The 14,315-nt window shown below is 54.5% G+C and carries 14 protein-coding genes; 7 read left to right on the top strand and 7 right to left on the bottom strand.

All coding sequences use genetic code 11. The features are described from left to right. Positions 1-3: 3 nt before the first annotated feature. The 3 genes from TH3_RS13755 to TH3_RS13745 are packed head-to-tail and all read right to left on the bottom strand — an operon-like array spanning position 4 to position 2,677. Positions 4-936, bottom strand: coding sequence for an ABC transporter substrate-binding protein (locus TH3_RS13755; protein WP_007091565.1), 933 nt, complete (start codon positions 934-936; stop codon positions 4-6). 6 nt (positions 937-942) lie between these two features. Further along, positions 943-1,890 carry an iron-siderophore ABC transporter substrate-binding protein gene (locus tag TH3_RS13750; protein ID WP_007091564.1) on the bottom strand — a complete coding sequence of 316 codons (948 nt, stop codon included), beginning with the start codon at positions 1,888-1,890 and terminating at the stop codon, positions 943-945. Positions 1,891-1,900: 10 nt separating this feature from the next. Beyond that, positions 1,901-2,677 carry an ABC transporter ATP-binding protein gene (locus TH3_RS13745; RefSeq protein WP_007091563.1) on the bottom strand — a complete coding sequence of 259 codons (777 nt, stop codon included), beginning with the start codon at positions 2,675-2,677 and terminating at the stop codon, positions 1,901-1,903. Positions 2,678-2,975: 298 nt separating this feature from the next. Between TH3_RS13745 and TH3_RS13740 the strand changes: the two genes are divergently transcribed. Next, on the top strand, positions 2,976-3,866 hold the full coding sequence (locus tag TH3_RS13740; RefSeq protein WP_007091562.1) for an SMP-30/gluconolactonase/LRE family protein: 891 nt from the start codon (positions 2,976-2,978) through the stop codon (positions 3,864-3,866). 175 nt (positions 3,867-4,041) lie between these two features. Further along, positions 4,042-5,607 carry a YbaY family lipoprotein gene (locus TH3_RS13735; RefSeq protein WP_037988618.1) on the top strand — a complete coding sequence of 522 codons (1,566 nt, stop codon included), beginning with the start codon at positions 4,042-4,044 and terminating at the stop codon, positions 5,605-5,607. An 89-nt stretch (positions 5,608-5,696) separates the two neighbouring features. Here TH3_RS13735 and TH3_RS13730 read toward each other — a convergent pair whose 3' ends face one another. Together TH3_RS13730 and TH3_RS13725 are read right to left on the bottom strand one after the other, a co-directional pair. After that, positions 5,697-6,203 (bottom strand): GNAT family N-acetyltransferase, encoded by a 507-nt coding sequence (locus tag TH3_RS13730; RefSeq protein ID WP_007091560.1) that lies wholly within the window; start codon positions 6,201-6,203, stop codon positions 5,697-5,699. 11 nt (positions 6,204-6,214) lie between these two features. Next, positions 6,215-7,348: a type III PLP-dependent enzyme gene (locus TH3_RS13725; RefSeq protein ID WP_007091559.1), complete on the bottom strand. Its 1,134-nt coding sequence runs from the start codon at positions 7,346-7,348 to the stop codon at positions 6,215-6,217. A gap of 599 nt (positions 7,349-7,947) precedes the next feature. Here TH3_RS13725 and TH3_RS13720 point away from each other — a divergent pair. From TH3_RS13720 to TH3_RS13705, 4 genes are all read left to right on the top strand, one after another. Then, positions 7,948-9,174 (top strand): ArsB/NhaD family transporter, encoded by a 1,227-nt coding sequence (locus TH3_RS13720; protein ID WP_007091558.1) that lies wholly within the window; start codon positions 7,948-7,950, stop codon positions 9,172-9,174. Between the two features lie 11 nt (positions 9,175-9,185). Then, entirely contained in the window at positions 9,186-9,599 is a 414-nt protein-coding gene (locus TH3_RS13715; RefSeq protein WP_040059953.1) for a DUF3830 family protein, read from the top strand. A gap of 34 nt (positions 9,600-9,633) precedes the next feature. Next, the gene (locus TH3_RS13710; protein WP_007091556.1) at positions 9,634-10,215 is read left to right on the top strand and encodes a hypothetical protein; all 582 of its coding nucleotides are present in this window, start codon (positions 9,634-9,636) and stop codon (positions 10,213-10,215) included. An 86-nt stretch (positions 10,216-10,301) separates the two neighbouring features. Next, entirely contained in the window at positions 10,302-10,895 is a 594-nt protein-coding gene (locus TH3_RS13705) for a DedA family protein (RefSeq protein WP_007091555.1), read from the top strand. A gap of 59 nt (positions 10,896-10,954) precedes the next feature. Here TH3_RS13705 and TH3_RS13700 read toward each other — a convergent pair whose 3' ends face one another. Continuing rightward, on the bottom strand, positions 10,955-12,601 hold the full coding sequence (locus tag TH3_RS13700; RefSeq protein WP_007091554.1) for a U32 family peptidase: 1,647 nt from the start codon (positions 12,599-12,601) through the stop codon (positions 10,955-10,957). Between the two features lie 170 nt (positions 12,602-12,771). Further along, positions 12,772-13,560, bottom strand: coding sequence for a DeoR/GlpR family DNA-binding transcription regulator (locus TH3_RS13695; protein WP_007091553.1), 789 nt, complete (start codon positions 13,558-13,560; stop codon positions 12,772-12,774). A gap of 90 nt (positions 13,561-13,650) precedes the next feature. Here TH3_RS13695 and TH3_RS13690 point away from each other — a divergent pair, with 90 nt between their 5' ends. After that, positions 13,651-14,304 (top strand): TIGR00725 family protein, encoded by a 654-nt coding sequence (locus tag TH3_RS13690; RefSeq protein ID WP_007091552.1) that lies wholly within the window; start codon positions 13,651-13,653, stop codon positions 14,302-14,304. Positions 14,305-14,315 lie beyond the last annotated feature (11 nt).

Genomic DNA, 14,315 nt, shown 5'->3' with positions numbered 1-14,315 from the left:
CGCTCATTTAACCGGGCCGCTTTCCATACTTTCGGCAAGAAGCCGGGCAAAGCGCAAGGCCGATGGCATGCCGCCATAGGCCCATACGACGGGCAATTCATAGACCCGGTCATTCTTAACGAAATCAAGGATTTTCCAGACCGGGGATGCCCAGACTTTTTCACGGATCACGTCGGGCACCGGGTTCAGATACACCAGTGTATCCTGCGCGCGGGGGCCAAGAATCTCGACGCCACCCTTGGCAAAGCCCCAATTATTGACTGGCCCCTGATAGGCCAGAGGCAGGTCCATTTTTGCAAGTACCGTGCCGGGCAGAGATGATTTGCCATAAAGTCCGATATGACTTTCGGAGACGAACTGGGTAATGGCAAGGGCGCGACCCGGCGGCATGGCGGCCCGGACACGATCGCCATATTCAGCGAATTTGACATCGGCATCGTCAAGCCATGCTTTGGCTTCGGCTTGACGATCGGTGGCCTTGGCGAGGGTTTCGAGAAGTTTTTGCGCCTCGGGCAGGGCATCGCGATTGTTGTTATAGACCGACAATACGATGGTTGGGGCGATGGCATTGAAACTGTCATATGCCATTTCAAGGTTCTTGCTGATCACGATCAGGTCGGGCTTGGCCGCGCGCAGGGCTTCCATATTGGGGGCAGCGCGCAGGCCAATATCGGTGAAGTTCTCGGGAAGGTCCGGCTTGGCAACCCAGTCAAGGTAATCGTCGGGATCGGCAATTGCGACCGGGTCCAACCCCAGTGCAATGACGGTTTCGGTTGTCGCCCAATTGGTCACGGCAATGCGTTTAGCAGGTGCATCAAGCTTCAGGGTGCCGTGCTCATGTTCAATGGTGATCGGATCGGCATGGGCCATTTGTGGCGTAAGTGGTGCGGTTAAACCGGCGATCACGAAGAGGCGAAGAAACAGGTGTCTGATCATATCGGTCTACGATCCCTGTGCGGTGGTCTTGGTCACGGCATCAGCGAGCTGTTCGGCAAAACGTGCTGCCGACAAAAGCCCGCCAAATGTCCAGCTTGCAGGGACTTCATAGACGGTGTTTTCCCGGTTGAACGGCAGCGCCTTCCAGACCGGAGAAGCAAAAAGTTTGGCCTTTACCGGATCGGGGGTGGGTTCGATATAGGCGACATGAGCCGGGCCGAGTTTGGCAAGATCGCCAATTTCGCCATTGCTGAAGCCCCAGCCATTAAGCGGGCCGGTCCATGCATTGGCAAATCCCATCCGCGCCAGTGTCGATCCGAAAAGCGATGTAGTGCCGTGAATGCGGAAATGGGCACCATCAAGGATGCGTACGACCGAGAATTTGGCATCATCACCAACGACCTTGCGGATGCGGTCGGCGGCGGCGGCGATCCGTTGATTGGCCGACGCGATGATTTCCCCGGCCTTGTCGCTGCGCCCGGTCAGTTTACCGATATTGCGCGTGAGCTCCTCGGCCTTTTCAAGGGCGGACTGATCGCTGTTATAGATCGAATAGACCATGGTTGGGGCAAGAGCCGATAGCTTGTCATAGGCCATGGCGACTTCGTTACTGATCAGGATGACGTCGGGGCGACTATCGCGCAGAACTTCGAGGTTAGGGGATCTGCGTTCGCCAAGATCGGCAAATTCAGCGGGTAGGGCAGGTTCGACGACCCATGCGCGATATCCGTCGGCCTCCGGGATGGCGACCGGATCAAGACCAAGGGCCAGAACCGTTTCCGTCAGTGACCAGTTCGATACGGCAATCCGGGTCGGGGGTGTTGCGAAATTTACCGTTCCCATTTCATGGCGATAGGTTTCAGCCAATGCGATTGTCGGGGCGATGGTCGGTGCAAGGATGCCGGTTGCAATCATGCAGGAACAGGCAATTGAAGCGATCAGACGGTTTCGCATGGTCAGGGTCCTAGGCTATGTAACTGACATAATGAGTGGATTCCGGCAAGCGGATCACACCTATTTCGGTTTGGAAAATATTGCGAAGCGTATCTGCCTGCATGAAGTCGGCTGCTGTGCCCTGCCAGCATGTTTGGCCGCCGCGAAGTGCGAGGATATGATCGGCAAACCGCCCGACCATGTCGATATCGTGCAGAACGGCAATCACGGTAAGGCCGATTTCGGATTTAAGATTGGCGACAAGTTGCAGGATGTCGCGTTGATGACCGACATCAAGGGCGGATGTCGGTTCATCAAGCAACAGAACCGGGGCATCCTGGGCAAGCAGCATGGCGAGCCAGACACGTTGGCGTTCCCCACCCGAAAGACTTGCGACAAAGCGGTCGGCAAATTCGGTGACGTGGGTCATTTCCATGGCACGGTCGATTTTTTCGTGATCTTCCGCGCGATATCGGCCAAAGGCACCGCGCCACGGATATCGGCCAAAGGCAACCAGTTCGCGGACACTGAGATGGGCTGGGACAATCGGGCTTTGCGGCAGATAGGCGACCTTGCGGGCGAAATCGCGCGTGCTGTGAGTATCTAGAATCCGGGTATCGAGCGTGATCTGGCCGGATGCCGGTTTATTTTTGCGGGCGAGCAATTTCAAAAGCGTACTTTTGCCCGATCCGTTATGTCCGACAATCGCGCTGAATTCGCCTGTCGGGAAGCACACCGATATATCGCCAAGCAGCGTTTTCGGGTTCTTGCCTTCGCTTTGGAAGGAGATATTTTTCAGATCGAACATTGGGCGGAAACTCGCAAGAAGTCGGTGCCGGTGCAAAATCGCGGATCGCATCCGGCAAAGCAGGCTGCATGAATATGAGAATGCCTATCAATAACCTGATGGAAATGCAACCGAGTTGCGATTGCGTTTGGCGGTTTAAGTCAATCATCATACAAAATGACTTTTCAGTTTCTCCCTTTCGCGATAGCAATAGACATAATGATTTCCCTGCGCCGGATCGTGGCTTGATGGCCGACTGGTTTGCATTAAAGGGACAGGTTAAAACGGGGAAAACCCGCCAGAATATCAGGGAGATATTATGTCCAAAGTTAAAACGGTTCTGCCAAATCTGCGCTGTACGCTGGGCGAAGGACCGCATTGGGATGTCGAGGATGGTGTCCTTTATTGGGTCGACATTGTCGGTAAAACCGCATTCGCCTTGCGCCCGAGCGATGGCGGATCGCGCAGCTGGACTTTCAATCAGCCAGTATCGGCCATCGTACCACGCACGATTGGCGGGCTGTTGGTGGCCTTGGCCGACGGTTTGGCGTTTCTGGATGCCGAAAGTGGACAGACCACGCCGTTTGTTGCCCCAGATGCAGATCACCCCGGCAATCGGTCGAACGAGGCGCGTGTCGATCCGGCAGGGCGGTTCTGGCACGGGAGCATGCAAAACAATATTGGCCCGAATGGCGAAGACCTGCCCGTGACGGTATCGACGGGAACTTTGAACCGGGTCGAGCCGAATGGCGATATCAAACGCTTTGTTGCTGATATCGGGATTTCCAATACGTTGCTGTGGTCGGCCAATGGCACAAAGATGTTCTTTGGCGACACGATCAGGAACACGCTTGATGTCTATGATTTCGATATGGCGACCGGTGTGCCTTCAAACCCGAAACTGTTCTTTGGCCCGCACGCGCGCGGGAATATGGATGGATCGGCAATGGATGCGGATGGCTATATCTGGAACGCGCGTTGGGGGGGGAGTTGCCTGATCCGGTTTGCACCCGATGGATCGGTGGATCGTATAGTCGAATTGCCGGTGACCCAGCCGACCAGTTGTGTTTTTGGTGGCCCGGATCTCAAGACGCTTTATATCACGTCAGCATCCGTCGGGCTGGACGGCAATGGCAACGATCTTGAAGGTGCTTTGTTGTCGATTGAAACCGATGTGGCGGGGCAGGTTTGCACCCGCTTTGCCGGTTAGGCAGGTACTGGGTTCCATGGTGTCAGGCGGTTTTGCCGCCTGAGTGCCGTGATGAAATAACATAACTTTAATCAGTAATTTTGCCGCTTTTTGGCCTTGGTTTTCTTGTTGTTTGCGTTCACGATTAGGGGTGGGGGACTACACCCGATAAAAACACGAGCAAACTGAGGCCATAATGAAACTCTCTTCATGGATTTGGGGAAGGTTGCAGGCGGTATTGATGATCGGGCTTTTGGCCCTGGTCACGGGCTGTACCGGACTACAATCCAATCAGGACCGGGTTACCGGCACCGTCGTTTTCCGCGAAAGGATTGCGCTGGCACCAAACAGTGCGAACCTTGTCGTGCGACTTCTTGATGTATCAAAAGCCGATGCGCCGTCGATGGAAATTGCATCCATCACCCATCCGGTGACCAATCCGCCGATGGTATTTATCCTGCCCTATGACGCCAAACAGATTGATCCACGCCATCGATATGTGATCGAGGCAAAGATCGAGACCAAGAATGGCGATCTTCTGTTTCGCAATGATCAGGCATATCCCGTGCTGACCAATGATGCGCCCGATGATGTCTCGGTTCTGGTCAAGCGGGTCGGACCGGAATCCGCCGCCGCCGCACGGAATGGTGGTAGCTCCGATGTTGATCGCGATGTAGCGGCCATCAAGGCGCAATTGCCCGATCTGCGCGTGATCCCGGGCAGTTATAGCGCCGGGGACAGCAAGGCGACATTCAAGGCCTATGTCACGACAGACGGTGAGCCGGTCTATGTCGAGGAACATCGTGACCTTGGCGATTATGGCAGTTCGGACATCAAATTCTATTACCGTAATGGCACATTGCTGCGCTTCACCGAAGATGCCAAGCGTATCAATTTTGGTGGCAGCAGCGATGGCGAGACATTGAACTTTACCCTGAATCTTGATTTTGCGATGGGACGGTTTGCCGGGGGATCAAAAACCGTCAATGGCACGCCGGGTACCCCGGATGAACATGAAGTCAGCGGTGCGATGGCACAAAGCAAGGTCGCATTAAGCCGGATCGAAGCCGCCCTGGTCGAGGCGGCAATGGCCCCGGTTACCGGACGCCAGACCTTTGTCTGCGAGGATAAAAGCCGGTTCTTTGCAACATTTGAAGGCCGCAAGGACGAGGCGGTCGTGGAATTCCTTGGCCGGGAACCCCTGATTCTGAACATCAAGCGGACCGGGTCGGGATACGAATATGCCAACGAGATATATTCAATTCGTGGCAAAGGGCAGGAAGCGATCTGGACCGGGCCGAGTGGTTCGACCAAATGTGCGGTTTCGGCCGAAATTACCGGGCTTGCACTTGCCCCCGGCGATTTCCCGGTCGTCGATATCGAGGAACTTGAAAAGCCCGACAATCCGGAATGGACACGTTTGATCAACGAACTGATGCCAGCAATCAATTCCTGCCTTGCCGTATCAAGCGGTGATCTGACATCGGTTCTGAAAGCCTGGCCGTTGAACCATGGCATGGTCGGCGTTCGCACGATCAATAATAATGGCGGGCGCTATGACTGTCTTGCGCCAACAGATGGACTTGGCGAGGTTCATACCGAACTGGTCGAGGCCAATACCAACCGTCTGCCAGGCGAGGGAACCGTGCGCTTTACTCCGGCAAGCGGTGCCTATCCCGGCGGCGAATGTTTCAGCCATCAGCGGCTTGAACATAACGGTATCTTTATCGGCTGGCTGTCGCGCAACAACTGCACTAGTTGATGATCGAAAAGCCCGCAACAGAGAAGCCCCGCAGCATCGGCTGCGGGGCTTTTTTATCAGATTAAGGTCGGTTTTATCAATGTGCCATCTTAATGTGTCATCTGGCCAGTGGCCCGAAGGATGCCCGTGGAACCTGAAAGGGCATCGCCATTGCCAAGATTGATGCCAAGGAACCGGTGGCGATCAAAATGTCCGGGCATCAGAAGCCCGTTGGCAGGGGCCGCATGGAAGCCGAAGCGCGCGTAATAATCCGGGTCGCCGACCAGCAGAACTGACTGGTGCCCGGCTGACTGTGCAGCATTGAGCGCCGCATACATCAAACCCGCACCAACGCCCGAGCCGTTATAGGCCTTTTCAACCGCAAGCGGCCCCAGCAACAGCGAAGATCCGCTGTCACCGGCTTTGACATTCCACAACCGGACAGTTCCGATCATGTGTTTGCCATCAAAGGCGACAAACGCCAGACCGTCAGCCGGAAGGCGGCCACGACGCAGCAATTCAGACGATTTCTGAAAGCGCGCCGGACCCATGACGCGATCAAGCAGCTTTTCACGTTCAACGTGCGAAAGGCTGTTTTCGCGATCAATCACGATCATTGATGCGATCCCTAGATCACATAGGCGGTCAGCGGTGCGAAACCGTTGAACGCCACCGAGGCATAAGTGGTGGTATAAGCACCGGTTGCTTCGATCAGAACCTCGTCACCGATTGTCAGTGCAACCGGCAGGTCGTAGGGTTTCTTTTCGTAGAGTACGTCGGCCGAATCACAGGTCGGACCTGCAAGAACGCACGGTGCAACATCGCCGCCGTCATGGATCGTGGTGATCGGATAACGGATTGCCTCGTCCATGGTTTCGGCAAGGCCGCCGAATTTACCGATATCAAGGTAAACCCAACGCACATCGTCATCGGCATGTTTGCGCGAAATCAGAACGACTTCAGCTTTGATCACGCCTGCATCGCCAACCATGCCACGGCCCGGTTCGATGATGGTTTCGGGCATGTGATTGCCGAAATGGTTGTGAAGCGCGTCGATGATTGCAGCACCGTATGCTTCGGTTGCCGGAACGTCGCGCAGATAACGGGTCGGGAAACCGCCGCCCATATTGACCATGCGAAGGACGATGCCCTTTTCGGCCAGGGTGCGGAAAATCGAAGAGGCTTCTGCAAGGGCGATGTTCCAAGCATCAAGATTGCACTGCTGCGATCCGACATGGAAGGAAACGCCATAGGCGTCCAGACCCATGTGATGGGCATGTTCGAGTACTTCAAGCGCCATGCTCGGCGCGCAACCGAATTTGCGCGACAGCGGCCATTCGGCACCTTCGCCGTCGGTCAGGATACGGCAGAACACACGCGAAGCCGGCGCAACACGGGCAATCTTTTCGACTTCTTCCACGCAATCAACGGCGAACAGACGAACACCCATTTCGTAGGCACGCGCAATGTCGCGTTCTTTCTTGATGGTGTTGCCAAACGAAATACGCTCTGGGCTCGCACCTGCGGCCATCGCCATTTCGATTTCGGGCACGGATGCAGTGTCGAAGTTGCTACCTAGATCGGCAAGCAGGCTGAGAACTTCCGGTGCCGGGTTTGCCTTGACCGCATAGAAAATGCGGGAATCCGGCAGGGCACGGGTGAAGGTTTCGTAGTTACGCTGAACCACGTCAAGGTCGACGACCAGGCACGGACCTTCCGGTCGGTTCTGGGCGAGAAAATCGATAATACGCTGCGTTGCCATTGGGGCGTTCTCCCATTCCACGATATGGCAGCTTGCGGTACCTGATGCGTTTAGGCGCGGTGGAGGCGCAGTAACGCGGACTACCGACAGGCTGATAAGCTCCGGTGCCTACCGGAACTTGCGAAACTTTTTGCCTCGCTATGGATGGGAGTTTCCCGTCCGCACGTAGGGCAATGATGGTGTGCCTCTTCAGTGTCGGTGGTATTTGGACAACCACCTGAGACCAAAAAAGCCCTACACCGTCGTTGCTTTAAGTAAGTCCTACAGGGTTCCATAAGCAGGACCACCACAGGCACGTGCGACTTTGGGCAAGTCGCGATGTACGCCTGTTAAACTCCACGTGCAAGTGAAATTTTATGGCGTTTTGTCATGGAACAACCGCAGAAACGTCGAACAAAGCATGTTGCTTCGCACAAAATGGCGCGAAAGGCCGGTTTTGGGATTGGCAAGAAGGTGATTTATCGGATTTCAACATGGGGCATTGCAATTTGTGCATATCCCGCAGCCTGCCCGAGATGTGATTGACCGCGTCCGATTACCAGAGTAGCGGTAAATAACAGGCGGCTATTGCGCGCCGAATTTAAACAGGATGACACGGATTGGACTGGCTGGTTGTTGCCGTATTTGGCGGAGTCTACATCGGCATGGCGCTGGGGCGTTGGCCGGGGCTTGCGATCAATCGCACGGGGATTGCGCTGATCGGGGCGCTGGTGCTTTTGTTAAGCGGCGCGGTTGATGGGGATGCGGCACTCGCATCGGTCGATTTCGCGACACTTTCGGTTTTGCTGACCCTGATGGTGTTGTCATCGCAATATGCCGCCAGCGGTTTCTTTGACTGGATCGGTAGCCGGATCACCCATCTTGATTTGACTCCGCGCGGGCTTCTGGCCGGGGTGATTGCAATTTGTGGCGGCCTGTCGGCGGTGATGACCAACGATGTTGTCGTCTGGGCGGTGACGCCGATCCTGATACAGGGGGTGATGGCACGCAGGCTTGATCCGCGTCCTTATGTGATTGCGGTGGCGTGTGCGGCCAATGCCGGATCGGCCGCGACATTGATCGGCAATCCGCAGAACCTGATGATTGCCGAATTCGGGCAGCTTGATTTTACCGCCTTCCTTTTGGCGTGCGGAGTGCCCGCCCTGATCGGGCTTTTAATTGTCTATGGCGTGATTGGCTTTGGGCCGATGACACGGGCCGCGTTTGATCCGGTGCCAAACGGCTCGGCGCTGGACGAAGGCACTGCGATCATCCTTGACCGGCTGATGCTGATCAAGGCGGTGGCGGCGACCCTTGCGGTAATTGCGATTTTTATCTTTGTCGAGGACCGCGCCCTTTGGTCACTGCTGATTGTGGCCGTGCTGTTGCTCAGCCGAAGGCTTGGCACTGATCAGGTGCTGGGCAGAGTCGACTGGCATTTGCTGGCCCTGTTTTGCGGGCTGTTCATCGTTACCGGGGCAATGGCCGGGGATGATGCTATTGCCGCGTTTTTCCGTGATGCTTTGTCCGGGCTTCGGATTGATAATCCGGCGGTGCTGGCAACCCTTTCGCTTGCGGGCAGTAACACGATTGGCAATGTGCCGTTGGTCATGATGTTGCTGTCGCTTGGCCCGGACTGGACGCCGGAGCTGTTGCATGGGCTTGCGGTTTTCAGCACATTGTCGGGCAACTTTTTAATTGTCGGTTCGGTTGCCAATATCATTGCGGTCGAACAGGCCCGTGCCGCCGGTATTACCATCGGCTTTGGCGATTATGCCCGCATCGGCATCCCGGTTACCCTGATCAGTCTTGCGTTTGCGTGGGGCTGGATCATGCTATTTGTTTGAATGGATTTATCATGACCAAGATTAAAATCACCGCTGGCCCTTTTACCTTTGACGGGGGGCTTGAAATCGACAAGGCGCCGCAAACCTGCAAGGCGTTCATGGATCGCATGCCGTTTGAAAGCAAAGCCGTCCATGTCCGATGGAGCGGCGAGGGCGTGTGGATGCCGCTTGGCGATTATCAGTTTGGTGTCGGTTACGAAAACCATACCAGTTTTCCGGCTCCGGGCCAGATCATCCTCTATCCCGGCGGGATCAGCGAAACCGAAATCCTGCTGGCCTATGGCGGTGTGCATTTTGCATCCAAGGTCGGCCAGCTTGCGGGCAACCATTTCATCACGGTCATCAGCAATTTTGAGGACCTTGAGAAGCTCGGCAAGATGACGCTTTGGGAAGGTGCTCAGCCGATCCGGTTTGAAATCGTGTGACCGAAGCTTAATCACTTGTGTAGGGTGGTCTTAAATGGAGCCTAAGCATAAACCCAAGCTCTTGGATTGTGATCCATCTAGCCAACCTGCTCAGTTTCCTACGCATAGACATCCTCCTGAACTTTGGGAACAGTTAGGTCGTGTGATTGCTTCATTCGGGTTTTTGGAAGAAAGACTTGGACATGCTATTTCCGCCATAACAGGAGCAAAGAAAGCTCCTGAAGAGCAAGCTGAAGAAGCGCTAGATAAATGGGAATTGACGTTAGCGAAGGCTTTGTATGATCCTTTAGGGAAACTAATCGTTGATTTTGAAAATGCAGTGCGTGCTCATCAAAATGTTCGGATTTTGATGATTGATGAGTTAATCGACGAGCTGAAGAAAGTTGCTGCCTACAGAAATCCACTATGCCACGGGTCTTGGAGAGCGCCGGATAGTAGAGGGCAGTCTGAAGTGTTTTATGTGGATCGAAAGCTGAGGAGATTTGAGACCGCAATTGATGTTGCACTTCTCACGGAGCTACAAAGCCACATAGCTCACCTTGCTTGTCACGTATTTAATTCTGTGATCACACTGGGGTGTGAACCTCTGGATGGCAAAACATCCGAAGAGACTTAATGATAGTGTGAAGCCGCACACTCGCTTATATGACCTGACTGATCTAGAAACCTTCTTATCTTTGGGGCAGTCGGGCGAGTGCGGACGTGTTCGAGACAATAAATCTTTGGATTCAGGATCATCAGCAACTGGTCTATACGCTGATCTTTACCTATTGCGTCAGCAAGGCTAGCATCCTGCCGGTTTTTGTCGGCATCTTTGTCGTATCCGAAAGCCTTCTGATCGGGCCATCCATGGCTGCGATGATTTCCGGCGCATTTGTCGGAGACATGGTGCGCTTTTGGCTGGGCCGGAAATACGGCGATGCGATTGTCAGAAAACTTCCTGACTCGTTTTCAAAGTGGTTGGGCAAAACCATGCGCCTGTTCGAGCATTATGGTGTCGCCTATATCATGCTGTGTCGCTATCCCAACACCATCCGCTCGATCAGTGTGTTTCCGGTCGGCATGAGTTCCATGTCATTCATGCGGTTCCTGCCTCTGAGCATCATCTCGATCCTGATATGGATCGGAGCGTTCTTTGCGCTTGGATACGTCTTGGGCGAGGGGATGTCGGAACTTCTGGAACGCAATCTGACGCTGCTCAGTCCGATCCTGCTTGTTATGTTTCTTGCCTTGGGCTGGCTGGGCTTGCGCCGGATCGACAAGCTGGAGCAACAGGCCGAAAAGGCAATCAGGTAGTCAAAAGAAAACGGCAGCCTGATCAGACTGCCATTTCTGTCTTCGGGCTTGGCGCGAGCTTATTCAGCCGCAATCGTTTTGCCGTCTTTTTCGAGCATCTCGCCCTGTTTGCGTTTGGCAAGAATGTCACGCGCCTTGGCGTAGCTTTCATCGTGCCAGAAGATCAGGCAACCGTTGCAGCCACGGCCGCAGCAACCCTTGGTGCCGATGCGGGGCGTTCTGAAAGAGCGTTCTTTCTGGCGGTCATCAAGGGCGCTCTGAAGCGCTTCGCGTTTGGCGTCATAGCGTTCTTCGTTGCCTTTGCCCATTTCTATCTTGTGGCCTTCCTGATCAAGTTTCAGGCGTTGCCATTCGTCTTCGGACAGGGCCTTTTCCTTGCGCACGATGGTCATCGGCAGGATTTCGCGCTTCAGGAATTCAGGGTCTTCCTGTTCAAACAGGGAGAACGGCAGGCGGATGCGCGGATGGGTGTTGGCATGCACCGCTTCGCCGACCTTGCCGGTGGCAGCATCAATGAATTCATACATGCGGATGAAAATGGTCTGGCGCGAGCGCGGCGGGACGATTTCGATCACATCGCCGGGCAGCATGCGGTTTTTGACCGACATGATGAAGGCGTCGTCTTCGACTTCTTCAATCATCCCGGCAAATTCCCAATCGGACACATTGGTATTACTGTCATAGCCATGTGCATAATTGGTCAGACGGCCATCATGGAATGCCAACGTATAGCCACGGTTCGGGATGGTCGCCAGTTCCTTCATATATTCTTCGGCAGACCAGTTTTCCGGGTCCTTGTACCAGTCATCAATGGCCATCCGATACGCACGTGCAACCAGCCCCGCGTAATAGGGGCTTTTGCCGCGGCCTTCGACCTTGAGGCTATCGACACCGATTTTCAGGTAATCTTCGAGCTTCGGCATGATGCAAAGATCGCGCGAATTGAGGATGTAGGAGCCGCGTTCGTCTTCCTGAATTTCCATCAGTTCGCCCGGACGCATGTCTTCTTCAAGGAAGAAGTCAAACATTTCGAGGTTTTCTTCGGTCAGTTTGAGTTCCTTGACCGTGCCGTCCTTGAGCTTCATGTGGACTTTGTATTTCCAGCGGCACGAATTGGCACATGCCCCCTGATTGGCGCCGCGTTCGGCCATGAAGTTCGACAACAGGCAACGCCCGGAATAGGTCATGCACATCGAGCCATGCACGAAGGCCTCGATCTTGATGTCCTGGCATTTGGCGCGGATTTCGGTCAGTTCCTCGTAGGAAACCTCGCGGCCCAGAACGACCAGTTTGGCACCGATGCTTTGCCAGAATTTGACCGACTGCCACGAACAGACATTGGCCTGTGTCGAAACATGCAGGTCAAGTTCCGGTGCATGTTCACGGACAAACATGAAAACACCGGGATCGGCAACGATCAGCCCGTCGGGGCGGACCTTGCGCACGGTGTCGACATATTCCGGCAGCTTGTCGATATCCTTGTTATGCGAGAACAGGTTCAGCGTCAGGTAAACGCGAACGCCATGTTCATGGGCAAAGTCGATCCCTTCGACCACATCATCAAGCGACATCTGGCTTTTGACCCGAAGTGAGAGGTCCGGCGTGCCCATGTAAACCGCGTCAGCCCCATAAAGGACGGCGACTTTCAGTTTTTCGAGCGAGCCAGCGGGCATCAGCAATTCGGAACGGCGCGATTGATTACTCATCACTTGCGGGTCTTTTCTATTTTGTCGTCTGCGGGAAATCTTGTGTTGCGGCTTCTATCACAGCCTGCTGCCTGTGCCGATTAAAATCGCATATTTGCGCCATGTTGCATAGGAGCATTGCTGCGCAACAGCCATGTCCTTGCATTACGAAGTGTTGGTGTCACTCTCTATCAGACGACGGTGATGCAGACCCCTGCCTGTTCAAAGGCATCATTGATGTGGGGTGGTGGGATCATGTCGGTAACGAAATCACTGAAATCCGTGGTTTCGGCAATTCGCATGAAGGGATGGGCTTGGAATTTCGATTGATCCGCAATCAGGATGCTGTGCCGTGACGAGCGGATCGCTGCATTCTTGATCGCGACCTTTTGCCTGTCATGATCGAGCGGAGTGCCATTTTTATCAAAGCCCGAACACCCGATCACGCAGTAATCAAAGGCAAAGCGTCGAATGGCTGCGGGGGCGTCATTGCTGACCAGGGATCCGTCGCTGCCGTATATAAGGCCACCGATAACGTGAATCTCCTGATGCGATTGCGCCGAGGCGATTGAAGCGCACAGCAAGCTGTTGGTCACCAGTCGCAGGTTACGATGTTTACCAAGGGCACGGGCAAGGGCTTCGACCGTGGTACCGACATCAAGAAATACAGATGCCCCGTTCGGGATCATGCGTGCTGCGCGCTCTCCGATACGTTGTTTGGCTTCTGGCGAAAGGCGGTTTTTCTGTTCATGCCCCAGACGGACCATGCTGTTGGGCAGGCCTGCGCCGCCATGAAAACGTTGCAAAAATCCCTGTTTGCTGAGGTCGATGACATCGCGACGAATGGTTTGTGTCGACACCTCAAAAATGTCGGCCAAAGCTTCAAGAGTTGCAAATCCCTGATCGCGGATGATGTGAAGGATTTCATTTTGTCTGGGGCTCAGATCGACTGGAATATCGTGCGTCGTCGGCGATGTCATTCTTCTGCCTTGTAATCTTTTCTGGTTTCGAATTGTAAATTAGTTTACATAACGGGCCAGTTTATTGCGATGGAAAAAGGATATTGCAACATGCAATTGCATATTGATACGGGAAACTCTGTCCTGCGCTGTGCGGGCAAAGTATTTGATCCTTGGGCACTTTGCTGGGAAGCTCGGGACGATGAGGTCGCCGGTTTGGTTGCGATATCCGAGGTGAACTTACAGGCGGTTACCCCACAAGAGGCTGTGCGCTGGTTGTTTCAGAATCAAAAAGTGCGTCAGGTTCCGGTTGCGGTCATTGGCGCAAAGATTGCCAGTGACGCTGAGTGCGCGGATGCCGAAGCGCTGGGGAAGGGGTTGGCTGAAATCGGCTATACCCTGCTGACTGGCGGGCGTACTGGTGTTATGGAAGCCGCGTCACGTGGGGCTCATGAGGCGGGGGGGATGGTTCTTGGTCTGTTGCCCGGTGATGAGTTCGATACGGCAAATCCATATGTCACAATCCCGTTAGCAACCGGTATTGGTCCGACGCGTAATTCCATTATTGCAAGGTCCGCACGGCTTTTGATTGCTGTGGGCGGTGGATATGGCACGATCACGGAAATGGCTTATGGGCTGCATTATGATCGTCCTGTTTTCGCTCTGCCCAGTGCGCCGGTTGTGCCCGGCGTCGTGCGCTGCGAGGATGTCGATACTGTTTTGTCAAAGATCGCCAGTGCATTTTTGGGGCTGGGTGTGAATTGACAGGCGCGACG

This window comes from Thalassospira xiamenensis M-5 = DSM 17429 (assembly GCF_000300235.2).
GTDB classification, from domain to species: Bacteria; Pseudomonadota; Alphaproteobacteria; order Rhodospirillales; family Thalassospiraceae; genus Thalassospira; species Thalassospira xiamenensis.
The sequence above is the reverse complement of the archived record's forward strand: the minus strand, read 5'-3'. Positions and strand labels throughout refer to the sequence as shown.